The following is a 25,094-nucleotide window of genomic DNA, read 5'->3' as shown; positions in this document are numbered from 1 at the left end:
TCTGACCCGCGCGCTTTGATCCCGCGGTCGTGGGGCGTGAAACGGGGCGACGGTTCGCTTGGCTGTGGGCGGCATATGCCGTCAGCACGTTCGGCACCTGGATCGCGTTCGACGCGTTCCCGCTGATCGCGATCCTCGCGCTGCACGCCGGCCCCGGCCAGGTCTCGCTGCTGGCCGCCGCGGGGCTCGCCGTGGGCGCGGCGGTCGCGGTGCCGCTCGGCCCGTGGGTCGAGTTCCGCCGCAAGCGGCCGGTGATGGTCGCGATGGACCTGATCCGGTTCGCGGCGCTGATGAGCGTTCCCGCCGCGTTCGCGCTCGGCCGGCTCACGTTCGCCCAGCTGCTGGTCGTGGCGGTCGTCGCCGGGGCTGCGGACATCGCGTTCAAGGCGGCGAGCGGCGCGTTCCTGAAGGCGCTCGTGGAGCCGGAGGACCTACTCGTCGCGAACGGCCGGTTCGAGTCCACGACCTGGACCGCGACCGCGCTCGGGCCGCCGCTCGGCGGCGCGGCGATCGGGCTGTTCGGCCCGGTCACGACCGTGGCGGCGAACGCGGTCAGCTTCCTGCTCTCGGCGCTGGGCATCCGCGCGATCGGCGGGCGCGAGCCGCGCCCCGTCCGAGCCGGCGCCCCGCGGTTGCGGGCCCGCGACCTGCTGGACGGCTGGCGCTACATCCTGTCGCACCCGGCGCTGCGGCCGCTGTTGTTCAACACGGTGCTCGTCAACGGGCTGATCATGGCGACCGCGCCGGTGATCGCCGTCCTGATGCTCGGCGACCTCGGGTTCGCGCCGTGGCAGTACGGCCTCGCGTTCGGCGCGCCGTGCGTCGGCGGCCTGATCGGCTCGCGGCTGTCGCGCCGGCTGGTCGCGCGGGCGGGGCAGCACCGGGTCATGCTCGCCGCGGGCGCGTTGCGCGCCTGCTGGTCGCTCGGGCTCGCCTTCGTCGGCCCGGGCGCCGCCGGCCTGGCGCTCGTGATCGTCGTCCAGCTCGGCCTGGTCACGTGCATGGGCGTGTACAACCCGGTGTTCGCGACCTACCGGCTCGAGCAGACGGCGAGCGACCGCGTCGCCCGCACGCTCTCGGCGTGGTCGGTCACCAGCAACGCGACGATCGCGGCGCTGACCGCGCTGTGGGGCCTGCTCGCCGCGGCCACCAGCCCGCGCGCCGCGATCGCGATCGCCGGCGTCCTGATGCTCGCGACCCCGGCGCTGCTCCCACGACGCGCGCTCGCACGGATCTAGTCGGTCAGCCTGCGATACCGCCTCACCGCCGGCGGCGCGAAGACGGCGACGAACACGACCGACCACGCCATCGTCGCGACCACCGGGTGCTGCTGCGGCCACACGTCGGGAACCGTCCGACCGGATTGTCGAACAGCTGCCGGCACGCGGTCGCGGCCGAGCTGAGCGGGTTGACCCAGGAGGCGGCGCGGTCCGTCGCGCCTCCGCGGGCGGCTCCCCGAGCGCGCGTGATTCCCGCCGCGTCCCGATGTCCGGGCGCAACCGCGCCTCGCCTCGCCGCGCCCGAGTCGCGCGCTCCGCGCGCGCGGTGATCTCGCCGCGCCCCGATGTCCGGGCGCGCCGCGCCTCGTCTCGTCCGGTGCGCCGGGGTCGCGCCTCGGCCGCGCTCGTCTCGCCTCGCTGCGCTCGCGCCGCCTGGCCGTGGCCGGACGCGTGCGCGGGCCGCGGCTCGCCCCCGGCGTGCGGCGCCTCTTCTCCCCGCGGCTCGGCAGGTCCGGCGAACTGCGCTGGTAAGGGAGCGGGTCAGGTTGCCTGCGCGGTTCGCGGGGCCGCGTGATCGGTTCGTGATCGGTTCGGGGGCACTACGCGAGGGGGTGCCTCACGAACCTTCGAATAGTTCGAAGGTTCGTGAGGCACCCCTCGGGGAACCCGCGCGAGGATGATCGAACATGCGCGAACCCGCCACCGCGATGATCGATCGTGATCGTCAGTCCGCCCCCCATCCCTTACCCGCACCGTTCGCCGATCCCGGAACGCGCCGCCGCCGAGGTTCGCGCACGAGCGAACCATCCGTGGCCCCGTCGGCCCGCCGAGCGGGATCGACCCGCATCCCTTACCCGCGCAGTTCGCCGATCCCGGAACGCGCGCCCGAGGTCGAAGTCACGCACCACCCACCTACCGCGCGGCCTTGACCCCGCCCACCACGGCCCACGTCTGCGTGATCTCGAGCGCGTCGCCGGCGAACCGTGCGCGCAACCCCGTCTCGGCGCCGCCTGACGCCTCGGCCCGCAGCGCTTCGCGGACGGGCTCGGGAGCGCCGTGTGCCTGCGCGAGCCAGCGCTCGGCGTCGATCCGGTGCTCGTGCTCGGAGACCACCGCCGCGTCGAAGCCCGCGTCGCCCACCAGCTCCAGCAGCCGCTCCCGGCTCAGCGCCGCGACGTGGCTCGTCCCGCAGGCGCTCGAGCTCGTTGTGTGTGAACCCGCCGTCGACCATGTCGACGATCGCGACCCGCGCTCCCGCGACGCCGACCCGCGCCATCTCGCGGAACGCCGCGACCGGATCGTCGAGGTGGTGGACCGCGAAGCGCGAGACGACCAGGTCGAACTGCGCGTCTGCGAACGGCATTGCCGAGGCGTCGCCGAGCACGTAGAGGACGTCGGGCCGCTTCGGGGCCGCGGCGAGCATCTCCGGGAGGAGGTCGAGCACCACGCAGGAGGAGGCACGGCCGACCAGATGCCGCCTCCACTCCGCGATCACGCGCAGGACCGGCGGCATCCCCGTCGTGGGCACGAAGATCCCGCTCACGAACATCAGCGGGAAGATGACGATGAAGAGCATCTGCTGCGCGCCTTCGCCGCTGCGCGCGATGGCGCCGGCGCCGACGATCAGCGGCCGTTCGTCGTCGCGTCGGCGCTCGCCGCGGTGCACGCGTCGGTCTTCGAGGTGGTGAAGCGGCGCGTCGTCGCGGGCGAGCGGCCGCGCGCGTTCATCCCCGAGCTGCTCGCCGAGGCCGACCGCGCGTACGACATGCTCGAAGCCGGTCTCTAGGTGAGGCTGGCGGCGACGACGAGCGCCGTCGCGACCTGGACGCCGCTCATGGTCCACGCGGCGGGGTGCAGCTTCGGCTCGAAGCAGTGCTGCGCGAGCTTGCCGGGGATCAGCAGGTCGAGGATGAAGATCCCGACCGCCTGCGTCGCGACGCCGACCGCGCCGTAGATCGCCGCGTCGTCGAGGTGCTCCCAGCCGGCGCCGGTGAAGAAGATCGCGAACCACATCACCACGCCGAGCGACACGAGCGACGTCGCCGACAGGAGCGCCGCGCCCGGGTTCCCGCCCATCACCTGCTCCCCGAGCTTGCCCGGCGTGAGGAGGTCCAGCACGTAGAAGCCGGCGACGAGGATGCCGAGGCCGACGCCGGTGTACGCGAGGATCAGCAGGACGTTCTCGAACATGGGGCTCCCGTCAGTCGGCGATGACGTGCGGCACGAACCGCGAGAGATTGTTGGTCACGAGCCCGTCGGACTCGCGGATTCCCAGCCCGGCGGGCTCCATGTCGACGGTCCAGACCCCGAGCACCGGGTGGTTGCCGTCGTAGTCGCCGAGGTCGGTGAACTGCTGGACGACGAAGCCCTCCTCGCCGTAGCCCTGGTCGGGCCCGCGGTCGGCCTCCTCGCCGTCGATCACGATCAGCGAGTTCGCGCCTTCGCGGGCGAGCAGCGGCTTGCGGACATAGCTCGTGAGGGAGTGGTCCTCGTCCTCGAAGTACGCGGGGAGGAGGTTCGGGTGGTCCGGGTACAGGCGCCAGAGCACCGGCAGGATGCCCTTGTTGGACCACAGCATCTTCCAGATCGGCTCGATCCAGAGCGTCTCGCCCTGGTTGTCGCCCATGCGCTGCAGCGCCTCGTCGGCGAACTCCTCGTGGACCAGCCACTCCCACGGGTAGAGCTTGAACGCGCTTCGGACCGGCCGGTTCTGGTCGTCGACGAAGCCCTTCTCCTCGTGGTGGCCGAGGCTCTCGATGGGCAACAGCTCGCAGTTGAAGCCGGCTTCGCGGGCCGTCTCGATCATGTAGCCGACGGTCATGAAATCCTCGCCGGAGCTCTCCGCCGTCGTGTGGAGGAAGTACAGGCGGTCGCCCGGGATGCGGGGCAGCAGCTCCTTCCAGCGCGCCACGAGCGACTCGTGGACCATGTTCCACTGGTCGCCGCCCTGACCGTAGACGTCCTGCACCCAGTGCCACTGCACGGCGGTCTCGACCAGCGACGTGGGCGTGTCGGCGTTGTACTCGAGCAGCTTGAAGCCTTCGGGACCGTAGGAGAAGTCGAAGCGCCCGTAGACCATCGGCGGCTCGGACTCCCACGTCTCCTTGATGCGCGGAACGGCCCAGCCGGGGATGCCCATCCGGGAGAACAGGTTCTCCTCGATGATGTAGTCGCCGGCCTCGACGAGCAGATCGAGCAGCACCTTCGCGGCGCCTTCCATCTCGTAGACCTCGGCGCCGGTCAGCGTGTAGGCGTGCGACTCGTGCCAGTACGGCATCGTCGAGCCGTCGGGCAACTCGGTCTTCCAGTAGACCAGCCCTTGCTCCTCGATGATCGCCGGCCACCCCTTGCGGGGCTCGACTTCAATCCGGTTCATCCGCCGCCGCTGTGCGCGATCGAGCGCCCGACGCCGCCGCTCTTGGCGCTCGATCCGAAGCCGCCGCGGCGCGCGTTCTCCGCGATGTCGGTGGAGACCACCCGGTCGCCGCCGCTGAGCTTGGTCCCGACGCGGGCGGCGCCGGCGCCGCCGTAGTACCAGAAGAAGCCGGGGTTGCCGCGGCCGTCGCAGTTGCGGTTCTCGACGACCTGGTCGTTCTTGTCGACGCAGTACGCGGTGTCGTTGCCGCCGCAGCCAGTCACCGCGGCGGCGAGCAGGGGCACGACGACGAGCGCGACGTCGCGGGAACGCCGGCGTTGACTCAACGAACGTCCTCCTGGGGCAGGGCGGCGGCGCGCTCGTGCGCGGCCACGACTTCGGGATCGCGGATCGCCCTCCCGGGCCGGCGGGCGAGGAAGTGACGCATGAGGCTGCGCGTCACCTCTGCGGCGAGAGGGCTCGTCACTGCGACGGAACAGTAACGCGAGTGCACCAACTCCGTGTCATGCGGGCCTCATCTCCCGCTCCCGCCGTACCGTCGCCCGATGACCCGCGCCACCGCCGCTCTCGCAGCCGCCGCGATCACGCTCGCCGCGACACTCCGGGGCACGGCGAGCGCCGAAGCGCGGCCACGTCCGGCGCCTCCGCCCGCCGTCGTCGCGGCATCGCCCCCGCCCGCGGCGTCTCCACGCGCCGTCGTCGCGGCATCGCCCCCGCCCGCGGCGTCTCCACGCGCCGTCGTCGCGGCGGCGTCCCCGCCCGCGGCGTCTCCTGGCGCCGAGTGGCGCCGGCCCGTCCCCGGCGCGGTCTCGCGGCCCTTCGCCTACTTGGCCGCCGAGCCGTTCGTCGCCGGCCGCCACCGCGGGGTCGATCTCGCGGCCCGCCCGGGCGCGGCGGTTCGCGCGGCGTGCTCAGGCCGCGTGGCCTTCGCCGGGCGCGATGTCGTCACCTTGCGCTGCGGCGAGTGGCGCGTCACGCACCTGCCGCTCACGGCGGTCGCCGTCCGGAGCGGGCAGCGGCTGCGCGCGGGGACGCGGCTGGGGTCGCTCGCGCAGTCGCCCGAGCATGCGGGGCTGCACCTCGGCGTCCGCCGCGCCGGTGACCGCTTCGGCTACGTCGACCCGCTCCCGTTCCTCCGCGGACCGAAGCCGCCGGTGGCGGTCCTGGGGCCGCGGCGCCGCGTGGGGCCGGCGCCGCGCCGGGGGCCGCTGCCCCACGCGGTGCCGGCGCCGCTCAAGAGGCCCGCGCCGCGCGAGCTCCTCCGTCTCCCGCGATCTCCGGCCCCGGCCGCGCGGGTTCGAGTCCCCCCGGAGCGGCCGATGGCGCCGTGGCCCGTGTGGGCCGGGCTCGCCCTCGCGCTGCTCGGCGCGGTCGGCGGCGGGATCCGCGTGCGCGTCCGCAGGAAGCGCCTCTTGGCGGAGGCTGTAGCGTCATGAGCGATGCTGGCCGCGCTCATCATCGGCTTCGGCCTCGGCGCCTCCGTGGCCGCGCAGCTCGGCCCGATCTCGCTGCTCGCGATCCGGTCGACGCTTCGCAACGGGATCGCGGTCGGGCTGGCGATCGGCGCCGGCGTGGCCGTGATCGACACGCTGTACGCGGCGGCGGGCGCGGCTGGTGCCGCGGGCGTCATGAGCTTCGAGCCGGTCCGCCTCGCCGCGGGCGTGATCGGGGCCGCCGTGCTGCTCTACCTCGGCGCCAAGACGCTCTGGTCCGCGTTCCGGATCCGGATGGGCGGCGAGGCGCGCGAGGAGCTCGCGACGCCGCGCTCCGCGTTCGTCACCACGCTCGGCGCGACCGCCTCGAACCCGCTGACGATCATCTCATGGGCCGCGATCTTCGCCGCCGCCTCCACCGCCGGCGCCGCCAAGGGCGCCACTGTCCTCGCGCTGCTCGCCGGCGTCGGGCTCGGCAGCCTGACGTGGATGTGCGTGCTGACCGGCGGCGTCTCGATCGCGGGCCGCTTCGTGGGCGACCGGATGCTGCGCGCCGTCGACGGCGTGGCGGGAGCCGGCCTCGTCGCCTTCGGCGGCCTGCTCGCCTACCGCACCCTGCGCGACTGAGGATCGCTCCGAGCCCCGGGCGCGGGAGAATCGCCCTGTGGGCGATCGCTCACGGCGACGCGAGCCCGCGGGCCGAGCTGATGCCACCCTCTAGCCTTCGACGCCGCGCATGAGCTTCTACGTCACCACGCCGATCTACTACGTCAACGCGGCCCCGCACCTCGGGCACGCGTACTCAACCATCGGCGCGGACATCCTCGCCCGTCACATGCGCCAGCGCGGCGAGGAGGTGTTCTTCCTCACGGGCACCGACGAGCATGGGGAGCCCGTCGCCCAGGCGGCCGAGCGCGAGGGCGTGACGCCGAAGGAGCTCGCCGACCGCAACGCCGCGCGCTTCGAGGCGCTGATGCCGCGCATCAACGCGTCCAACGACTTCTTCATCCGCACGTCGGACCCGCGCCACAAGCGCCGGGTCCAGGACGTGATGCAGAAGGTCTACGACAACGGCTACGCCTACAAGGGCATGTACGAGGGCTGGTATTGCCCGCGCTGTGCGGACTTCAAGACCGAGGCCGAGGTCGGGCCCGACCAGACGTGCCCGATCCACAAGATCGCGCTCGACCGCGAGCAGGAGGAGAACTGGTTCTTCCAGCTCTCCGCGTTCCAGGACCGGCTGGAGCAGCTCTTCGTCGACAACCCCGGGTTCGTCAGGCCGCGCCAGCGCTACAACGAGGCGCTCAGCTTCATCCGCGGCGGCCTGCAGGACATCAGCCTCAGCCGCTCCAAGATCACCTGGGGCATCGATGTCCCCTGGGCGCCGGGCCACGTCTTCTACGTCTGGTTCGACGCGCTCCTGAACTACTACACGGCGCTCTCGTTCGCCAAGGACGGCACGGACCTGACGGACGCGTTCTGGCCGGCGAACTTCCACATCATCGGCAAGGACATCCTCAAGTTCCACACGATCTACTGGCCCGCGACCCTGATGGCGGCAGGGATCGAGCTTCCCCAGCAGGTCTTCAGCCACGGCTACCTGCTGATGCGCGACGCGAGCGGGTCCGAGCACAAGATGTCCAAGTCGCTCGGCAACGTGCTCGATCCGTTCGAGGTGATGGACCGCTTCGGCACCGACGCGCTGCGCTACTACTGCTTCCGCGAGGTCTCGTTCGGCCAGGACGGCGGGGTCTCGACCGTCACGTTCGGCGAGCGCTACGAGTCCGAGCTCGCGAACGAGCTCGGCAACCTCGCCAGCCGCACCCTCGCGATGATCGGCCGCTACCGCGACGGCGTGGTGCCCGCGGTCGGCGTCGATCCCGAGCTGGAGCCGGACTTCGCCGGTCTCCACGCCGACGTGACCGGCCTGCTCGACCAGGCGGAGATCACCCAGGCGCTCGACCGCATCTGGACGCGCGTGCGCCGACTCAACCGCTACGTGGAGGAGCGCGCGCCCTGGCAGCTCGCCAAGGACGAGGCCAAGGCGGACGAGCTCGACCGCACGCTGCGCAGCCTCGCCGAGGGTCTGCGGGTCGTCGCGGTCTTCCTGCACCCGTACATGCCCGAGTCCACGACGAAGCTGCTCACCGCGCTCGGCACGCCTGAGACGCAGCTCTCGGACTTCGGATCGCACCCCGGCGGGCAGGCTGTGGAGAAGCTGCCCCCGCTGTTCCCCAAGCCCGAGTGAACGACAGCCACACCCACCTCGATCGCGGGCCCGCGCCCGAGGCCGAGCTCGTGGCCGAGGCCAGGGAGGCCGGCCTCACGCGCATCCTCACGATCGGCATGGATGCCGAGTCGTGCGCCGGCGCACTCGCGGCGACCGAGACGTACCCCGAGGTGTTCGCCGCCATCGGGCGCCATCCCAACGAGGCGACCGGCTACGACCAAGCCGTCACCGAGCAGCTGCGCGAGCTCGCCGCCCACCCCAACTGCCGAGCGATCGGCGAGACCGGCCTGGACTACTACCGCGACTACGCGCCGCGCGAGGACCAGGAGAAGGCGTTCGCCGCGCAGATCGGGATCGCGCGCGAGCACGGCAAGCCGCTGATCATCCACACGCGCGCGGCCGAGGACGACACGATCGCCGCGCTCGCCCGCGACGCGCGGGGCCTGCATGTCGTGCTGCACTGCTTCTCGATGCCCGATCGCCTCGAGGAGTGCCTCGACCACGGCTGGTGGATCTCGTTCGCCGGCAACGTGACGTACCCGAAGGCGACGGACCTGGCGGATGCAGCCGAACGCGTCCCACTCGACCGCCTGCTCGTCGAGACCGACGCCCCCTACCTGACGCCGCAGGTGCTGCGCAAGGAGCGCAACCGTCCGGCGTACGTCGCGCACACCGCGCGCTTCATCGCGGAGCGCCGCGGGATCGCCTACGCCGAGCTGGAGGCCGCGGTCGACGCCAACGCGGCGGCCCTGTTCGGCTGGTGAGCGAGCTCCCCGCGCAGCCGAGCCTGCGGCGGCTGAGGCAGTTCGGCATCCGCCCCAACCGCGAGCTCGGCCAGAACTTCCTGGTCGACTCGAACATCCTCGACGTGATCGGCCGCGCCGCGGAGCTCTCGGGCGACGACGTCGTGCTCGAGGTCGGCGGCGGCCTCGGCGTCCTCTCCGAGTACCTCGCCGAGCGCACCGCGCACGTCCACGTCGTCGAGATCGACCGCACGCTCGAGTCCGCGCTGCGCGACGCGCTGGACCCGCACGCCAACACGACGCTGCACGTCGGCGACGCCGTCAAGCTCGACCTGGCCGCGCTCGACCCCCATCCGACCAAGGTCGTCGCGAACCTGCCGTACGGCGTCGCGGCCACGGTCCTGATCCGTACGCTCGAGCTGGAGAGCGTGATGCTGTGGGTGGCGATGGTGCAACGCGAGGTCGGCGAGCGGCTCGCCGCGGCGCCGCGGACGGCGGCCTACGGCGTCCCCTCCGTGATCGCCCAGCTCGCCGCCGACGTACGTGTGCTGCGCCCCGTCTCCCGCAACGTCTTCTCGCCCGTGCCCAACGTCGACTCCGTGCTCGTCGGGCTCCGCCGCCACGGCCCCGCGGCCCCGAAGGAGCTGCGCGCCCTCGTGCAGCACGGCTTCGCGCACCGGCGCAAGGCGCTCGCCCGCTCGCTCGCGCTCTCGCCCGGGGGGAGCAACGAGCTGCGCGACCGCGTGCGCGAGGCGCTGCAGGCGCTCGGCCACCCCGCCGACGCCCGCGCCGAGACGCTCTCCCCGCCGGAATGGCGGGCGCTGTGGGAGCGGCTCGCGTGAAGGCGCGCGGCAAGGTCAACCTGTGCCTGCTCGTCGGCGCGCCGCGCACGGACGGCCTGCATCCGCTCGTGTCCGTGTTCCAGCCGACCGCGCTCGCCGACGAGGTGACGATCGAGCCGGCGTCGCCGGAGGAGATCGTGGCGATCGCGCGCCGGGAGGCCGCGGCGCGGCGCCGCGACGGCGCGTCCGGAGTCCGCGACCTCGTCGTCTGCCCCGGCGTCTACGGCGACAACCTCGCTCTCCGCGCGTTCACCGAGTTCCGCGCCGCCACGGGCTGGGACGGCGCGCCCCAGCGCATCTCGATCGCGAAGCGGATCCCGGTGGCCGGCGGCATGGCGGGAGGCTCGGCCGACGCCGCCGCCGCGCTGCGCCTCGCCGGGCAGGTCTCCGGCATCCCCGTCCCGAATCACCTCGCGATGCGCCTCGGCGCCGACGTCCCCGCCCTCCTGCACGACACCCGCGCGCTCGTCACCGGCGCCGGCGAGCACGTCGAGCCGGTCGCGGGCGCCGAGCTGCCCCTCGTGATCGTGCCGCTCGACGCGGCGCTCACCGCCAAGGAGGTCTACCGCGCGTTCGACATCCTCGGCGCCGCGCGCAGCGACGAGGAGCTCGCCGAGGCCGCCGCGCGGATCAGGGCCGGCCACGACCCGCCGCTCGTCAACGACCTCGAGCCGGCGGCGCGCAGGCTCTGCCGCGCGATCGACCCCGCGCTCGAAGCGCTCGAGAAGGAGGGCGCCGAGCACCCGATGGTGACGGGATCCGGCCCGACGGTCTTCGGCCGCGCCGCCGATCCGGAGCGCGTCGCGGCGCGCCTGCGCGAAGCCGGGTACAACCGCGCCGTCGCGGCATGATCGTCACCGCGCAGATCAAGTTCACCTGGCTGCTCGCCGCAGTCGCGCTCGCGGGGTGGCTGATCACCCGCCGGCACAAGCAGCAGCGCTGGTTCCAGGTGGTCGAGCTGATCGCGATCGCCGGCTTCGTGCTGATCGGCGTCGGGATCATCCACCTGCCGAACTTCGAGAAGGTGCTCGAGGACGCCGGCAAGCGGCTCGGGCAGTGGACCTACCTGGTCGTCGGCTTGCTCGCGTTCGCCGAGACGGGCGCGTTCCTCGGCTTCATCGCGCCCGGCGAGACCGCGGTGATCGTCGGCGGCCTGGTCGCCGGACAGGGGCAGATCTCGCTGCTGGTCCTGATCGCGATCGTATGGGCGTGCGCGGTCCTCGGCGACGTCACGTCCTACGAGCTCGGCCGCCGGCTCGGCCGCCAGTGGTTGCTGCGCCACGGCGAGCGCCTGAAGATCACCGACGAGCGGCTGGACCAGGTCGAGGGCTTCTTCGAGCGCCGCGGCGGCGTGACCATCCTGATCGGCCGCTTCATCGGCTTCGTGCGGCCGATCGCGCCGTTCATCGCCGGCGCCTCGAAGATGCCGTTCCGCCGCTTCCTGCCCTACGACGTGCTCGCCGCGGGAGCGTGGTCGACCACGTTCTGCGTGCTCGGCTTCCTGTTCTGGCGCTCGATCAACCAGCTGACCACGTACGTCAGCCGTGGCCTGTTCGCGTTCGGGACGCTCGTCGTGGTGATCGCGATCATCGTCGCCCTGATCCGCCTGCGCCGCGATCCCGAGGCGCGGGCGAGGGTCGCCGGGTGGCTGGACGAGCGCGCCGACCGGCGCGGCTGGCGCCCCGTCGTCAAGCTCGCGCGGCCGGCATGGCGGACGATCGGCCGGCCCGCCGCCGCCGTCGCCGACATGACCGCGCGCTTCTCGGCCGAGCGCCTGACACCCGGGAACCTCGGGCTCGAGCTGACGACGATGCTGGCGCTGCTGGCGGTCGGGACGTTCACCTTCTTCCTGCTCGGCGATGCGATCCTCGAGCCGGGCGAGCCGCGGATCGACCGCTGGGCGGAGGACGTCGCGAGCCGGCTGAACGCCGACGCGCTGGTGCAGGTCGCGAAGGTCGTGACCACGCTCGGCACGTTCGTCGTCGCCGTCGTCGCCGTCGTCCTGACCGGCGGCTGGGCGCTGATGCGCCGGCGCCACCTCGAGGCGGGGGCGCTCGTGCTCGGCCTCGCCGCCTCCTACGCCGCCGTGCACATCGCCAAGGCCGCCTACGACCGCCCGCGGCCGCCCGGCGCGCTGGTGCACACCGACCTCTCGGGCTTCCCCTCCGGCCACGCCTGCTACGCCGTGACGCTTGTCGCGTGCGCCACCGTCCTCGTCCGCGGCGGCGTCGGCTGGGCCGGACGCGTCGCGGCGGTGACGGTCGCCGTGATCGTCGTCGCGGTCGTCGCGATCACCCGCGTCTACCTGCGCGCCCACTACCTCACCGACGTGCTCGCCGGGGTCGCGCTGGGCGTGGCGATCTGGTCGCTGGTCGGCATCCTCGCGCTGTTCACGCGGCGCGTACGTCACAATGGCCGCGTCGCGAGATGACGCTCAACGAGGATCAGAAGACCTACATCATCGCCGGAGCGGCGGGCGCGATCTCCCTGATCGCCTGGCTCACGCTCGTGGTGGTGCCGGCGTGGAAGTCGTATTGGCGCCTGCGCGACCGCGTGATGGCGACGTTCCTGAGCGTCTACATCCTCGCCGCGTTCGTGCTCGCGGGCGCGGGCGTGGGTGCCGCGGCGCTGTGGTACTTCAGCGACCGCCTGGGCTGAGCCCCGGAGCCCGCGCTGAACTAGACTGGACGGGTGTCACAGCCCGCTCGCAAGGAGGCGGCGGCGCCTGACCTCGGTGCTCTCGAGGCCATCTCCGACGCCGTCGAGGCGGGCCTCGGACTCCCGGAGGTCGTTCGAGCCGCCGCCCGCGCGCTCGATGCGTCGCTTGTCCTGATCGACCGTTCGAGCGCCGTGCTCGCGGTCGCCGCGCGCTCGACGGCGGACGAGCGGGCGCTGATGCGCGACGCGGCGGGGGTGGAGACCCACGAGCTGCGGGTCGGCGACGAGATCGTCGGCCGCCTGCGGATGCGGGCTCGCGGCGGCGGGTCGCTGCCGCCGGCGATGCTGCGGATCGCGACGACGATGATGGCGTCCGAGGTCGAGCGCCTGCGCGCGCCGGATCGCGCATCGGAGGCCGCGCAGGCCGCGTTCCTGAGCGCGCTGTTCAAGCGCCGCGTGACCGATCGCGGCGACATCGTGGCCCGCGGCGAGGAGCTTGGGGCCGGGCTGGGCGAAGGCGGCGCCGTCGTCGTCGTACGCGCGCACCACTTCGCCCCCGCCGACGAGGATTGGCGCGCGCGCGTGCTCGCCGCCGCCGAGCGTGCTGCCCGCGCCGGCGCGCCCGGGTCGCTGGCCGCGGTGGTCGACGATCCCGCCAACCCGTCGGGCCACGTCGTCGTGCTGCTGCCCACGGCCGAGGACGCCGCGCTGCGGCGCGTCGCCGACGGGATCGCGCGCGAGCTGCACGCGTCCGTGCATGGGTTCCGGTTCGCGGTCGGGCACTCGCGGGTCGCGCACGACCCGGTCGACCTCTACCGCGCCGGCAACGAGGCGCTGCTGGCCGCCAACGTCGCCACCGCGGGCGGAGAAGGCCCGGCGGTGCTCGCGTTCGAGGACACCGGCGCCTACCGGCTGCTGCTGCCCGCGATGAGCGAGGATCCGGCCGAGCTGCAGCGCTTCTACGAGGAGACCGTCGCCCCGCTGGTCGCCTACGACGACCAGTACGAGACCGACCTCGTCCAGACGCTCGAGACGTTCCTGGAGGCGGACGGCAACGTCGCCGGCACCGCCGCCCGCCTCTACACGCATCGCCACACGGTCCGCTACCGGCTCGAGCGCGTGCGCGACCTCTCGGGCCTCGACGTCGCCTCGACCGACGGCCGCGAGAAGCTCGGGCTCGGCTTGAAGGCGATGCGCGTGCTCGGCATCGCCGCGCCGAGCGGGCCCGCCGCCGAGGCCGGAGCCGGCGGCGGGCGCGTCCGGCGCGAGGCGAAGGACCGCTAGCCCGCGTTCACTGTGAGCGAGCGGCCGCCCTTGACGGTCACCTCGACGCCGCGGTCGGTCGTCGCCGTGGCGAACTTCTTCACGCGCCGGCCGTCGACGTAGACCGACGACGCCGTCGAGCCGGGTGGCAGCGTCACGCCGAGCGTGAGCTTGACCCGCAGGTGCTCGAGCGAGACGCGCGTCGAGTACCGCTTGCCCGAACGCGCGCCGATGACCGTGGCCGAGCCGCCGCCGAGGCGGATGTCCTCGCCCTTGACGCTCGGCTGGCCGTCGGGGATCTGCGGCACGATCGCGAGCTTCCCGGCGTTGAGCGCCGGGCGCACGCCGAGCTGCTGGTGGATCACCGGCCATGCCGTGCCGTAGGTGCCCCAGGCCTGCAGGAACATCGAGCGGCACGTCCAGCAGCGGTCGATGTTCTTGCCGAAGCCCTCCGACGGGAGGATCTCCGGCATCGCCCCGGGCTGCTCGTCCGGCGTCCCGTTGGTGGCGGGCTCGCTGAACATCGTCTCGGCGTTGGCGTCCGTGTAGCGCTGCTGCTGCCCGGCGCCCATGCGGCCGTAGTTGCCGTCGCCAACGGCCTGGATCGAGGTGTTGAGCGAGAAGATCGACAAGTCGCCCTTGCCGTCCGCCCCGCCGCCGCGGCCGGTGTGGAAGAGGCCCTGGTTGTAGGGGCGGTCGCCGCTGTAGGTGGAGTTCTCGCGCCCGGCCAGCGCCGTCCGGCCGTGCTCGGTGCTCGCGAGCCCGGAGCCGTCCGCCAGCTCGGCCTCCATCGGCACCTGGCCGATCCAGTGCTTCTGGAACAGTTGCGCGTTGCCGTCGGTCAGCGAGTCGGCGTACTGGTTGTTCGCCGCGCTCCACCAGGTCGACTCGAAGCGCTGTTGCAGGTCGCGCGCCGTACGGGTCGTCCACGCCAGCGTGCCGGCGTCGCGCTTGGACTTCGCCATGTCGGCGAGGTCCAGCAGGGCGCGGATGTAGTAGACGGCGTTGTCGAGCTTCTCCGGTCCCATGCCGGTGCGCTCGACGTTGCCGGAGCCCTCGGGCCAGCCGTCCCCGTCCGCGTCCAGGTGGTCGCGCACGTAGAGCAGGTTGCGCTTGGCGAAGTCGTACATCTCGTCGCGGAAGCGATCGTCGCCGGTCCAGCGCCAGACGAGCGCGACGATGCTCGGGAACTTGACCGTCTCGTCGGTGTTGAAGTCGTTGGTCCCGTTGGCCTGCTTGGAGTCGTGCCCGAAGTAGATCGAGCCGTCCTGCACCGCCTCGTGGACGACCACGCCCGAGCGGTCGTTGAGGATGTCCGAGACGTCGCGCAGCGCGCGCAGGTGCGACTCGACCGTCTCGAACTGGCCGAGCGCGAGGCCGGCGAACGAGGTGTACTCGCCGTCGGTCGCGAACAGCCACGGATAGTCGGGGAAGCCGGCGCCGAACCACGTGGCCGACTTCACCGTGCCGAGCGGGGGCGGGAACTGCTGCTTGCCCTGGTTGGTCCAGCGGATCTGCAGGTTCTCGGCCGTCTGGGTGGCGTCGGCGAGGTTCTGCTTGCCCCACTCGACCGCGTCCTGCAGCAGCGGGTCGCCGGGCAGCGTGACCTTCGAGCGGCTCGCGAGCGCGGCGCGCGAGGCGAGCTTCTGGGCGAACAGCCGGTCCGGGTCCTTGACGGCGGCCGCCAGCTCCTGGCGGGCGGCATCCAGGCCCTGGTCGGAGCCGGCCGCGGCGACCCACACGGTCGCGCTGCGCCCGGCGGGAACGGTGACGCTGTAGCGCAGCTCGCCGCCGGTGCCCTTGCCGTACGGGCCGTCGTCGCAGGCGCTCGGCATCGACGTGCCGTCGCTCGCGGCGCACACCTTCCCCGGCTGCGGCCCGCGGTAGCCGCCGCCGGTCGCGGCCGCCTCGCCGGAGGCCGGCGTGCGGTCGGAGGCGACGAGCGCAGCGTAGTGGTGCTCAGGCGCGCCGTCGCCGAGCGAGCCGTCGTCGGTGAAGACGAGGGCGCCGTCGCTGTAGGCGCCCTTGTCGGGGATGTTGGCGCTCGCGTCCGGCGTGCCGCGGTTCGGATCGGTGCCCCACGGCCACGAGCCCATCAGCTCGGAGTGCGCGTCGACCTTGACCGTGACGGTCTTGGCCGTGCCGCCGGGGTTGCTCAGCTCGAGCCCGTACAGCGCGGCGCGCCGGCCGTCGGGGACGAAGTCGGTGCGGCGCAGGCTCAGCCCGCTCAGCGGCGGCAGGTCGTAGCGCACGTAGCCCTTGCCGCTGGTGAACTTCGTCGCCTGGCCGGCCCACTGGTCGCCGACCCCGAACCAGATCCCGTCGAGCATCTTCATCGGCGGCGTCCAGACGCCGCCCATCTCGCCGGTGATGTGCCAGCCGTTGGCGTAGAAGCGGCCGTCCTCGAAGCCGACCGAGTACGCCCGCGTCCCGCTCGCGATCTCGCGCCGGTCCTGGAGCCGGTCGCTCGTCGACACCTCATCCGCGGCGCGCGCCGCGGTCCCCGACACCAGGGTCATCGCGACCCCGAGTACGAGTGCGTTCCTCCAACGCATCTCGGCAGACCTCCCGTTCGCTTAAGCGCTTCAGCTCGAGGTACGGTACCCGCGATGCGCGAGGATGAATCACCGGTGCGCGGCGTTGACGCACTGAGGGCGCCGGCGAGGGTGTCGCGCCGGCGGGCGATCGGGCCGGGAACGGCGCGGTGAGCGCAGGGGCGCCGCGGCGGCGGCCGACGATCGCGGACGTGGCGCGCCGCGCGGGCGTCTCGCAGGCCGCGGTGTCCTTCGCGGTCAACGGACGCCCCGGCGTCTCGCCCGGGACGCGCGAGCGCATCCTCGCCGCCGCGCGCGAGCTCGGCTGGCGCCCGTCGGCGAGCGCCCGCGCGCTGACCGAGGCGCGCGCGCGGGCGATCGGGCTCGTGCTCGCCCGCGACCCGGCCCAGATCGAGCTCGACTCGTTCTTCGTGCGCTTCCTCGCCGGACTCGAGCGCACGCTCGCGCCCGCCGGCTACGCGCTCCTGCTGCAGCTCGTCCCGGCCGGGCCGGCCCTCGACGCCTACGAGCGGCTCGCGGCGGAGGGGCGCGTGGACGGGTTCGTGCTCACCGACGTCGAGGTCCCCGACGCGCGCTTCGAGCTGCTCGCCGAGGCCGGCACGCCGGTGGTGATCGCCGGCCACCCCGCCGGGGAGTCGCCGTTCCCGTGGGTCGAGACCCGGCACGCGGAGGGGATGGACGCCGCGGTCGCGCACCTGCGCGAGCTCGGCCACGAGCGCATCGGGTTCCTCGGCGGGCCGGCGGAGTACGAGCACGTCCAGGTGCGGCTGGCGCGCTGGCGGGAGGCCGCAGGCGAGGCGGCCGGGCGAGCCGTGCACGCGCGGCCGGAGCACGTCGCCGCGGCGGCGCGCGCGGTGCTCGCCGGCGCCCCGGCCCTCACCGCGGTCGTGTGCACGAGCGACCCGCTCGCGATGGCGGTCGTCGCCGCCGCCGGCGAGGCGGGCCTGGCGGTTCCGCAGGACCTCTCGGTCGCGGGCTTCGACGACTCCCCGCTCGCCGCGCTCGCCTCGCCCGCGCTGACCTCCGTCCGCGTCGACTACGGCGAGTTCGGCGCGGCCGCGGCGGCCGCGCTGCTGGCGGCCATCGCCGGCGAGCCGGCGCCGGCCTACTCGCCCTCGGCGCCCGCGCTCGTGGCGCGCGCGTCGACCGCCCGCCGCTGACGCCGGCGCCATACGAGCAATCCGGCCAGCAGGATCACGACGAGGCCTGCGGCGACCGGCCCCGCGATCGAGATCGCGCGCTCGGCAATGCTCCCGAGGAGGTAGATCGAGAGGGCGACGCTCGTCGCCCACGCGATCCCGCCGAGCGCGTTCCAGAACACGAACGTCGGCCAGCGCATGCGGTTCATCCCCGCCAGCCACGCCGACGCGATCCGCAGTCCCGAGACCCAGCGGCCGAGGAACACCGCCTTGGGCCCGTGCCTGGCGAAGAACGGCTCCCCGACCTCGAGCAGCCGCCGGCGGTGCGCGAGCAGCGGGCCGCGGGCCAGGAACAGCCGTCGCCCGTAGTGGCGCCCGATCGCGAAGCCGACGTTGTCACCGAGGATCGCGGCCGCCGACGCGATCACGATCAGCGTCCCGATGTCCATGCCGCCCTTGTGCGCGAGCAGCGCGGCGGCGATCAGCGCCGTCTCGGCCGGGACCGGGATCCCCATGGTCTCGATCGCGATCAGCGCGAACACGGCCACGTATCCGACGTTGGCCGGAATGTCGATCAACGCCGCGAAGGCCACCCGCCGAATGTATAGATTCTCGCCGCGATGCCCATCGGGATCATCACCGGCTCGGGGACGTACGCGCTGCCCGGCTTCGACGGCGCCGCGCCGGAGCCCGTCCCCACGCCGTGGGGCGAGGCGCTGGTCTCGCGCGGCACGTTCGCCGGCGCCGAGGTGCTGCACATCTCGCGCCACCAGGCGGGACACGTCAGGCTCTCCAACCAGGTCACGCACCGCGCGAACATCGCCGCGCTCAAGCAGCTCGGCGCCACGGGCGTGCTCGCCGTCAGCGTCTGCGGCGCGGTCGATCCGGCCGCGCCGCTGGGGTCGCTCGTCTGCTTCGACGACCTCCACTTCCTCGCCAACCGCCTGCCGGACGGCAGCCTGTGCACGTTCTTCACGGAGCCCGGCGCCCGCGACCGCGGCCACTGGATCTACGAGGGACCGTTCTCGGAGGACCTGCGCCGCGCGCTCCTGCACGGCGCCGGGGAGGCCGGCGTCGCGATCCGCGACGGCGGCTGCTACGGCCACGTCGACGGCCCGCGCTTCAACACCCGCGCCGAGATCCGCACGCTGGCCGCCGCCGGCGTCACCGCGGTCTCACAGACCGCCGGACCCGAGACCGTCCTCGCCGGTGAGGCCGAGCTGCCGTACGCGCTGCTCGGCTTCCTGACCGACTACGCCAACGGCGTCAGCGAGACCGCGACCCCCGTCGAGACGCTGATCGAGATGATGGCCGCGTCGACGGCCGCGTTCGCCGAGGTCCTCGCCAACGCGGTCCCGCGGGCGGCGCAGGCGGCCCCGGCTGCGCCCGGCATCGTCTACCGCATCGGCGGCTAGCCGCTAGCGCGTCACCCGCACGGTCGCCTCCGCGCGCCCCGAGATCCGGAGGCCGGCGTCGCGGAACGCCCGTTCTTGCGCGGCGCCGAGCCGCAGCGTCACGCCGTCGTAGCGGCCGTTCGCCTTGACCTGGTCCGACAGCTCGCGCAGCGTGCGCGGGCCCTCGTCGCCCGCGCCGTCGCCGGCCGAGTCGTCGCCGATGATGATCGTCGTGCCGAGCGAGGCGTCGCCGCCGTCGGCGTCGCGCCCGGCGAGCCGCAGCTTCATCCTGCCCGGCCGCGCGTCGCCGGGCACGCGCACCCTGTAGGTGCGCGTGAACTCGCTCCCACGCAGGCGCTGGAGGGTCGCGCGGGCCTTGACCGTCGTACCGCGGCGGATCGTCCGCGGCACGCTGATCCGGCGCAGGTAGGCCTGGTCGGCTCCGCGGTGCAGCTCGAGCAGGACCGAGACGCCGGTGATGCGCGGCGGCTTGCCGGTGTAGGCGTCGACGCTCGACAGCGCGGTGGCCAGGTCGCCCGCCGCGCCGGTCGTCACCGCGTTGCCGAGGCTGCCGTCGTCGCCCTGCTCCTGGGCGATCGAGACGTAGCGGTTGCAGAAGCGCAGCGGCGCCTTCAGCTCGGCCAGCCCGATCCGCGCGCACATCCGCCCGGTGACGCGGCCGGGCGTCGACCCGAGGACGTTCGTCGCCGCCTGCACGACCGCGAGCGGACCGACGGAGGTCAGCCACGAGCCGCCGCTGGGCAGGTCGACCGCCGCCTCGTCGGCGACGCGCGAGCGGATCGTCGCCGTCCTGCCCGTGTCGGTGTCGCGCGCCAGCGCGGTCACGGGCACCGTGTGCGGCAGCGCGCCGGTGTGGCCCGCGACGGCGTCCGTCGCGTCATTGGTGAGCGTCCCGAGGTCGTGGCCGAGCGCGGCGAGCTTGTAGGTCGCGGCCGTGGGGAGCTGGACCGGGTTGTTGATGACGCGGAACACGTAGGCGTCCTGGAGCAGCAGCGCGCGGGGCCCGGCGTCCTCGAGCGGGTGCCCGAACGCCCACACCTTGTCGCCGTCGACGTAGGAGACCGTCCCGACCGCGCCGTAGCGCAGATCGCCGTCGGAGTACGCCGTGCCGACCGCAGCGCCGGGCACGAGCGCCTGCTTCGGGTAGCCGCCGACCGGCCCGGCGGGCACCGCCAGCACCGTTCGCCCGGCCTTCTGCGCCGCCGCCTGCAGCGCGGTCGCGACCGTCGAGCTGACGCCGCTGATCGTCAGGGGCGCCGCGAGCGGCTTCGCCCGCGCCAGCAGATCCCGCGCCCAGCCCGCGCGCGCGGTGCTCGCGTGCCCGGCGTCCTTCGCCGCTTGTTTGGCGGGCGGGTCGACGGGCGTGCCGACGATCTGCTCGATCGGCGTCGCGAGCACGACCTTGCCGCCGTACTCGCCGATCGACTCCGAGATCGCCCCGATGTTGCGCGCCACGCCGGCGCCGTCGGCGCAGTAGATCGGCGAGCCCGAGAACCCCGGGCCGACGCCGGTCGCGTCGACGGCCGGGCCCGAGACCTGGACGAGGATCCGCGGCCCGCTCTCGTCCGGGTCGCCGTCGACGACGTCGAGCACCTCGACGCCGAACGACGCTATGTCGGTGCCGCGGACCACCGAGTAGGCGGTGCACTGCATCCCGGCCTGCACCTGCGCGAGGGGCATGATCGGGTCGCCCGCGGCCAGCGCCGGCGCGGCGGGCAGGAGCAGAGCCGCGGCCGCGGCGGCGAGCGAGCGTATGCGCATGTGCGGGCCACCCTAGGCGCTGCCGTCCCGAACGCGCGCACGCGCAGACGGATTTCCTACCGTGGCGCGCCGAGACTGGGGGGCAGGGACTCGAACCCCGATTCCCGGGACCAAAACCCGGTGTCCTGCCGTTGGACGACCCCCCAAACGGACGAGCGCGACGTCCCGGCGATACTACGATGCGAGCCGTGCCCGCGCCCACGGTCGTCATCATCGCCGCCGGCGAGGGAACGCGCATGCGCTCCTCCCTCCCGAAGGTCCTGCACCCGCTGTGCGGGCGCCCCCTGATCAATTGGCCCGTCACCGCCGCGCTGGAAGCCGGCGCCGGCAAGGTCGTCGTCGTCGACAATCCCAGGCGGCGCCTGGAGGACCATCTGCCTGACGGCGTCGAGGTGGCGGTGCAGCAGCACCCCAACGGCACCGGCGACGCGGTCGCCGCGGCCGGCTCGCACATCGACTCGACGTCGACCGTGGTCGTGATCAACGGCGACGTGCCGCTGATCACCGCCGAGGCGCTGCAAGGCCTCGTGCAGGCGCACGAGGACAGCGGCGCGGCCGGCACCGTGGCGACGATGGAGCTCGACGACCCGTCGGGCTACGGCCGCGTGGTGCGCGATCGCGAGGGCAACGTCGAGCGGATCGTCGAGACCAAGGTCGAGGGCGACGCGAGCGAGGCCGAGCTCTCCATCCGCGAGGTCAACACGGGCGTCTACGCCTTCGACGGCGGCAGCCTGCTCGCCGCGCTCGCCGACGTCGACGCCGCCAACGCGCAGGGCGAGGTGTACCTCCCAGACGTGCTGCCGAAGCTGCGCGAGCAGGGCAAGGTCGTGCACGGTCACCCGGTCACGGATCCGACGCTCACCCTCGGCGTCAACGACCGCGTGGAGCTGGCGCGCGTGCAGTCGCTGGCGCAGACGCGCATCCAGCAGGCCCATCAGCGCAACGGCGTCACGATCGTCAGCCCGGCCACCACGACGATCGACGCCGCCGTGAAGATCGGCCGCGACACGGTGATCGAGCCGGGCACGACGCTCAAGGGCGCGACCGAGATCGGCGCGGAGTCGGTGATCGGCCCGCACAGCACGCTGGTCGACGCCACGATCGGCGACGGCGTCAGCGTCGTGCACTCCTACGTGGTGCAGGCGACCGTCGAGGACCACGGCACGATCGGCCCGTTCTCCTACCTGCGCCCAGACGCCCACCTGCACCCGGGCGCCAAGGCGGGCGCGTTCGTGGAGATCAAGAACTCGACGATCGGCCGCGGCACCAAGGTGCCGCACCTGAGCTACATCGGCGACGCCGACATCGGCGAGAACACGAACATCGGCGCGTCGAACATCACCGCCAATTACGACGGAGTCCGCAAACACCGGACGAAGATCGGTGCGAACGTCCGCACCAGCGTGGACACTGCGTTCGTGGCTCCGGTCGAGGTCGGCGACGGCGCCTACACAGGCGCCGGCAGCGTGATCACCGAGGACGTCCCGCCGGGGGCGCTCGGCATCGCCCGGGCCAGGCAACGCAACGTCGAGGGATACGCAGACCGGAGGAAGGGATGACCGCGCCGACGCCTACACTGAACCAGGCCGTGAGCGCCCTGTCGCCTCGCCCGGTTCCCGCCTCGTCGCTGCCGCTCGGCTACGACAAGCGCCTGATGCTCTTCTCCGGCCGCGCCAACCCGGAGCTGGCGAACAAGATCGCCGGCAAGCTGGGCGTCGATCTCGGCGGCGTGATCCTTAAGACGTTCTCCAACGGCGAGGTCTACTGCCGCTACGAGGAGTCGATCCGCGGCGCCGACGTGTTCATCGTGCAGCCGACGTGCGGCAACCCCGCCACCGGGATCACCGCCAACGACGCGCTGATGGAGCTGCTGGTGATGATCGACGCGGCGGTCGGCGCGAGCGCCCACCGCGTGATCGCCGTCACGCCGTGGTACGGCTACTCCCGCCAGGACAAGAAGTCGGCGCCGCGCGAGCCGATCAGCGCCCGCCTGGTCGCCCACATGCTCGAGGCCGCGGGCGCCGACCGCGTGCTCACGATGGACCTCCACGCCGGCCAGGTGCAGGGCTTCTTCCAGAAGCCGGTGGACCACATGACGGCGATGTTCATCCTCACCCAGTACTTCCGCGACCAGCAGCTCGAGGACCTCGTGGTCGTCTCGCCGGACACCGGCCGCGTGAAGCTGGCGCAGAAGTTCGCCGAGAAGGTCGGCGCCGAGCTGGCCGTGCTCAACAAGGAGCGGCCGGCCCAGCAGGTGGCCGAGATCGCCTACGTGATCGGCGACGTCAAGGACAAGACGGCTGTCATCGTCGACGACATCATCGACACCGCGGGCACCCTGCGCGCCGCGGGGGAGACGGTCAAGGACGAGGGCGCCCGCCGCGTCTTCGCCGCCGCCACCCATCCGGTCCTCTCGGGCAACGCGTTCGAGAACCTCGCGGCCAGCCCGTTCGAGAAGATCGTCGTCACGGACACGATCCCGCTGCGGCCGGACACGCCGTCGAACATCACCGTCCTCTCGGTGGCCGACCTGCTGACCGACAGCATCCGCCGCATCTTCACCGACGACTCCGTCGCCGAGGTCTTCGGCGGAGAGAACCAGCTCTTCTGAGCGCCGCGCGCCTGCAATCGCTGCTCGGCCTCTCCGACGAGGAGCTGCTGCGCATCCTGGACTCGGAGCCGCTGGCGGTGATCATGGGCGAGGACGACACGCGCCCGGAGGTGGCGATCCTGCTGCAGCTGCTCGGCGAGGCGACGGAGCGCGTGAGCGAGGACACGCTGCGGCGCTGGGTGCGCGCGAATGGCGCGCGCCCGCTCAGGCTCCTGCTGGAGCACGATTTCGCCGCCTTCGAGGACGCGCTCGCCGAGCTGGCCGAGCGCGGATTCATCCTGCGCTCGAGCCCGCCGGCTGGGTGATCGTGGAGCGGTGGTCCATCTGGCAGTCGGCCTCGAGCACGCCGACCGCGCACAGGCCGCACTCGCCGCGCAGGCAGTCGTACATCACCTCGACGCCGTCGGCGCGCAGCGCCTCGAGCATCGAGCGGTTCTCCGGCACCGCGACGTCGACGCCGTAGCAGCTCGTCGAGGAACGGCATCTCCGCCCGCGCGTGCCCGGCATAGAGCATTCGCACCTCGGCGCCGGCGGCCACGAGCCGCTCGGCCATCCCGAGCAGCGGCGTGACGCCGATGCCGCCGCGGCTCGCGGCCGACCAAGGGCTCGTGGGTGGCGGTCACGGCGCTCCTCCCGATGCGTCGGATCGAGGAGCGGCTACCCAGCGGCCGCGGCGGCTATTCGTCCGGGTCCGGGCGCTTCTCGCCCGGCCAGAAGCCGGTGAGGTACTGCCACGCGATCGCGCCGTAGCGGTCGACCGTGACGCGCACGGTGCGGAAGATCACGCCCTGCAGCGCGGCGGCGCCGAGGATCTTCGGCCATGGGGCGTCCTGCGTCGTGCCCTTGGGCGGGTCCTCGTCGTCGAGCTTGGTCCACGCGAAGTCGAACAACCGCTTGCCGACCATCCCGGCGAGGATGCCGAGGATGAGCCCGATCGGCTTGTACAGGAGCTTCATCGGGGGCGACCTTATCCGTTCGACACCAGGGCCGGCACGAGGGGGGGTTCGTTCCGACCGCCGGGAGGTAAACATCAGGGGTACAACTGACGATGATCTCTCATAGGAGATCGCCATGGACGAAGAGCACGCAGAGGACCTGCTGAGAAGGGCCTTGATCGACGTTGGAGCCGCCGCTTCGGTGGCGCTGCGCGTCACGCCCCTCACGCTGAGCGACACGCTGACGGTCGTCTTCCACGGCCGCCGGGACCTTGGGACGATCCAGACCTACGTGGCCAACGGCGGCCACGGCGCCGGCGAGGCCGTCGGCCGCGCGGAGCTCATGCGCGTGCCGTGCGACCTCGATCTCGCCGCCGCGGGCGACCGCCAAGAGGCCGAGCACATGTTCGCGGAGCAGGCGGGCGCGCTGCGCGACGCGCTGGTCGGCGCCGACACCGTGCTCGACATCTGGCGCGAGCCGCTGGCCGACCTGGCGCATTCGCACGTGACCGTGGACCACAGCATCCAGCTCGACGTACGGTTGCCCGCGCACCGGCTGATGCCGACCGCGCTCGTGGCGCCCGACAAGCAGATCGTGGTGACGGCGGTCTGCAGCGCCCGCGGGCTCGCCGAGGGCCGGCCCCCGATGGGGATCGCCTGCGCGCAGCAGGACGTCGCGCGCGTGTACCCGCTGCCGGACGATCCGGAGCGCTGCCTGGAGGACTTCCTCGCGCTGGCGGCCGAGCACGCGCGCCGGATGGCGGAGCAGCTCGGGCGCCAGGAGGCCTCGGTGCAGCGCTTCCTCGAGCTGTCGGGGGACGACTTCCCGCAGACGGGGTAGCCGCCGCCCGCCGCGGCCGGGGCCGACTGAGCCACGTCGCGGGGGTTCCCTCACCGCGGGTGATTATCCTGC

Annotated in this window: 26 protein-coding genes, 1 tRNA gene and 1 pseudogene; 17 read left to right on the top strand and 11 right to left on the bottom strand. The window is 73.1% G+C overall.

Going from position 1 to position 25,094, the window contains the following annotated elements:
* Positions 1 to 29 precede the first annotated feature (29 nt).
* Positions 30 to 1,238, top strand: a complete 1,209-nt coding sequence (locus H958_RS0112025) for an MFS transporter (RefSeq protein WP_028058858.1) — start codon at positions 30 to 32, stop codon at positions 1,236 to 1,238.
* Positions 1,239 to 2,132: 894 nt separating this feature from the next.
* Here the strand turns inward: H958_RS0112025 and H958_RS48180 are convergent.
* Positions 2,133 to 2,360: a hypothetical protein gene (locus H958_RS48180; protein ID WP_028058857.1), complete on the bottom strand. Its 228-nt coding sequence runs from the start codon at positions 2,358 to 2,360 to the stop codon at positions 2,133 to 2,135.
* Between the two features lie 148 nt (positions 2,361 to 2,508).
* A pseudogene (locus H958_RS49050) lies at positions 2,509 to 2,643 on the bottom strand (methyltransferase domain-containing protein); the annotation flags it as partial.
* A 237-nt stretch (positions 2,644 to 2,880) separates the two neighbouring features.
* On the opposite strand from H958_RS49050, the gene H958_RS49045 reads away from it, so the two are divergent.
* Entirely contained in the window at positions 2,881 to 3,006 is a 126-nt protein-coding gene (locus H958_RS49045) for a hypothetical protein (RefSeq protein WP_407641140.1), read from the top strand.
* Here the strand turns inward: H958_RS49045 and H958_RS0112005 are convergent.
* The 3 genes from H958_RS0112005 to H958_RS0111995 are packed head-to-tail and all read right to left on the bottom strand — an operon-like array spanning position 3,003 to position 4,922.
* Complete coding sequence (locus tag H958_RS0112005; protein WP_028058855.1) at positions 3,003 to 3,410, bottom strand: DUF350 domain-containing protein; 408 nt, start codon at positions 3,408 to 3,410, stop codon at positions 3,003 to 3,005. The genes H958_RS49045 and H958_RS0112005 overlap by 4 nt on opposite strands.
* Positions 3,411 to 3,420: 10 nt before the next feature.
* Positions 3,421 to 4,596, bottom strand: coding sequence for a glutathionylspermidine synthase family protein (locus H958_RS0112000; protein WP_028058854.1), 1,176 nt, complete (start codon positions 4,594 to 4,596; stop codon positions 3,421 to 3,423).
* On the bottom strand, positions 4,593 to 4,922 hold the full coding sequence (locus H958_RS0111995; RefSeq protein ID WP_156027938.1) for a hypothetical protein: 330 nt from the start codon (positions 4,920 to 4,922) through the stop codon (positions 4,593 to 4,595). Before H958_RS0111995 ends, H958_RS0112000 begins: the two co-directional genes overlap by 4 nt.
* 219 nt (positions 4,923 to 5,141) lie before the next feature.
* Between H958_RS0111995 and H958_RS43245 the strand changes: the two genes are divergently transcribed.
* The 9 genes from H958_RS43245 to H958_RS0111945 all read left to right on the top strand — a co-directional run bounded on the left by H958_RS43245 (position 5,142) and on the right by H958_RS0111945 (position 13,786).
* Positions 5,142 to 6,032 carry a murein hydrolase activator EnvC family protein gene (locus tag H958_RS43245; RefSeq protein ID WP_051324137.1) on the top strand — a complete coding sequence of 297 codons (891 nt, stop codon included), beginning with the start codon at positions 5,142 to 5,144 and terminating at the stop codon, positions 6,030 to 6,032.
* Positions 6,033 to 6,035: 3 nt separating this feature from the next.
* Complete coding sequence (locus H958_RS0111980) at positions 6,036 to 6,656, top strand: LysE family translocator (RefSeq protein ID WP_028058852.1); 621 nt, start codon at positions 6,036 to 6,038, stop codon at positions 6,654 to 6,656.
* 109 nt (positions 6,657 to 6,765) lie between these two features.
* Positions 6,766 to 8,277, top strand: coding sequence for a methionine--tRNA ligase (gene metG, locus H958_RS0111975; RefSeq protein ID WP_028058851.1), 1,512 nt, complete (start codon positions 6,766 to 6,768; stop codon positions 8,275 to 8,277).
* Positions 8,274 to 9,023 (top strand): TatD family hydrolase, encoded by a 750-nt coding sequence (locus H958_RS0111970; protein WP_028058850.1) that lies wholly within the window; start codon positions 8,274 to 8,276, stop codon positions 9,021 to 9,023. Before metG ends, H958_RS0111970 begins: the two co-directional genes overlap by 4 nt.
* A complete protein-coding gene (gene rsmA / locus H958_RS0111965; RefSeq protein WP_028058849.1) occupies positions 9,020 to 9,844 on the top strand; it encodes a 16S rRNA (adenine(1518)-N(6)/adenine(1519)-N(6))-dimethyltransferase RsmA in 825 nt (274 codons plus the stop codon). Before H958_RS0111970 ends, rsmA begins: the two co-directional genes overlap by 4 nt.
* Positions 9,841 to 10,695, top strand: a complete 855-nt coding sequence (locus H958_RS36675; protein WP_051324136.1) for a 4-(cytidine 5'-diphospho)-2-C-methyl-D-erythritol kinase — start codon at positions 9,841 to 9,843, stop codon at positions 10,693 to 10,695. Before rsmA ends, H958_RS36675 begins: the two co-directional genes overlap by 4 nt.
* Positions 10,692 to 12,275, top strand: coding sequence for a VTT domain-containing protein (locus tag H958_RS43240; protein ID WP_051324135.1), 1,584 nt, complete (start codon positions 10,692 to 10,694; stop codon positions 12,273 to 12,275). The genes H958_RS36675 and H958_RS43240 overlap by 4 nt, the downstream gene beginning before the upstream one ends.
* Positions 12,272 to 12,502, top strand: a complete 231-nt coding sequence (locus H958_RS0111950) for a hypothetical protein (RefSeq protein WP_028058848.1) — start codon at positions 12,272 to 12,274, stop codon at positions 12,500 to 12,502. The genes H958_RS43240 and H958_RS0111950 overlap by 4 nt, the downstream gene beginning before the upstream one ends.
* A 33-nt stretch (positions 12,503 to 12,535) precedes the next feature.
* Complete coding sequence (locus tag H958_RS0111945; RefSeq protein WP_028058847.1) at positions 12,536 to 13,786, top strand: PucR family transcriptional regulator; 1,251 nt, start codon at positions 12,536 to 12,538, stop codon at positions 13,784 to 13,786.
* Here the strand turns inward: H958_RS0111945 and H958_RS0111940 are convergent.
* Positions 13,783 to 16,284 (bottom strand): glucosidase family protein, encoded by a 2,502-nt coding sequence (locus H958_RS0111940; RefSeq protein ID WP_196807320.1) that lies wholly within the window; start codon positions 16,282 to 16,284, stop codon positions 13,783 to 13,785. The two genes, H958_RS0111945 and H958_RS0111940, sit on opposite strands and share 4 nt — an antisense overlap.
* Before the next feature lie 227 nt (positions 16,285 to 16,511).
* On the opposite strand from H958_RS0111940, the gene H958_RS0111935 reads away from it, so the two are divergent.
* Positions 16,512 to 17,480, top strand: a complete 969-nt coding sequence (locus H958_RS0111935; protein ID WP_196807319.1) for a LacI family DNA-binding transcriptional regulator — start codon at positions 16,512 to 16,514, stop codon at positions 17,478 to 17,480.
* Here the strand turns inward: H958_RS0111935 and H958_RS36665 are convergent.
* Positions 17,426 to 18,052, bottom strand: coding sequence for a DedA family protein (locus H958_RS36665; RefSeq protein WP_051324134.1), 627 nt, complete (start codon positions 18,050 to 18,052; stop codon positions 17,426 to 17,428). The two genes, H958_RS0111935 and H958_RS36665, sit on opposite strands and share 55 nt — an antisense overlap.
* A 27-nt stretch (positions 18,053 to 18,079) precedes the next feature.
* On the opposite strand from H958_RS36665, the gene H958_RS0111925 reads away from it, so the two are divergent.
* Positions 18,080 to 18,874 (top strand): MTAP family purine nucleoside phosphorylase, encoded by a 795-nt coding sequence (locus H958_RS0111925; protein ID WP_028058844.1) that lies wholly within the window; start codon positions 18,080 to 18,082, stop codon positions 18,872 to 18,874.
* Between the two features lie 3 nt (positions 18,875 to 18,877).
* Here the strand turns inward: H958_RS0111925 and H958_RS0111920 are convergent, their stop codons facing one another.
* A complete protein-coding gene (locus tag H958_RS0111920) occupies positions 18,878 to 20,635 on the bottom strand; it encodes a hypothetical protein (protein WP_028058843.1) in 1,758 nt (585 codons plus the stop codon).
* Positions 20,636 to 20,710: 75 nt separating this feature from the next.
* Positions 20,711 to 20,781: transfer RNA gene (locus tag H958_RS0111915), tRNA-Gln, on the bottom strand.
* Between the two features lie 42 nt (positions 20,782 to 20,823).
* On the opposite strand from H958_RS0111915, the gene glmU reads away from it, so the two are divergent.
* From glmU to H958_RS0111900, 3 genes are all read left to right on the top strand, one after another.
* Entirely contained in the window at positions 20,824 to 22,194 is a 1,371-nt protein-coding gene (gene glmU, locus H958_RS36660) for a bifunctional UDP-N-acetylglucosamine diphosphorylase/glucosamine-1-phosphate N-acetyltransferase GlmU (RefSeq protein WP_407641139.1), read from the top strand.
* Positions 22,195 to 22,289: 95 nt separating this feature from the next.
* Positions 22,290 to 23,246, top strand: a complete 957-nt coding sequence (locus H958_RS0111905) for a ribose-phosphate diphosphokinase (protein ID WP_037409993.1) — start codon at positions 22,290 to 22,292, stop codon at positions 23,244 to 23,246.
* Between the two features lie 77 nt (positions 23,247 to 23,323).
* Complete coding sequence (locus H958_RS0111900; protein WP_231379231.1) at positions 23,324 to 23,551, top strand: hypothetical protein; 228 nt, start codon at positions 23,324 to 23,326, stop codon at positions 23,549 to 23,551.
* On the opposite strand, the gene H958_RS0111895 is transcribed toward H958_RS0111900, so the two are convergent.
* Positions 23,520 to 23,753, bottom strand: coding sequence for a 2Fe-2S iron-sulfur cluster-binding protein (locus H958_RS0111895; RefSeq protein ID WP_028058841.1), 234 nt, complete (start codon positions 23,751 to 23,753; stop codon positions 23,520 to 23,522). The genes H958_RS0111900 and H958_RS0111895 overlap by 32 nt on opposite strands.
* A 170-nt stretch (positions 23,754 to 23,923) precedes the next feature.
* Entirely contained in the window at positions 23,924 to 24,202 is a 279-nt protein-coding gene (locus H958_RS0111890) for a DUF4235 domain-containing protein (RefSeq protein ID WP_028058840.1), read from the bottom strand.
* A gap of 115 nt (positions 24,203 to 24,317) precedes the next feature.
* On the opposite strand from H958_RS0111890, the gene H958_RS0111885 reads away from it, so the two are divergent.
* Complete coding sequence (locus H958_RS0111885; RefSeq protein ID WP_156027937.1) at positions 24,318 to 25,022, top strand: hypothetical protein; 705 nt, start codon at positions 24,318 to 24,320, stop codon at positions 25,020 to 25,022.
* Positions 25,023 to 25,094: the final 72 nt, after the last annotated feature.

The organism is Candidatus Solirubrobacter pratensis (genome assembly GCF_000425945.1).
GTDB classification, from domain to species: Bacteria; Actinomycetota; Thermoleophilia; order Solirubrobacterales; family Solirubrobacteraceae; genus Solirubrobacter; species Solirubrobacter pratensis.
The sequence above is the reverse complement of the archived record's forward strand: the minus strand, read 5'-3'. Positions and strand labels throughout refer to the sequence as shown.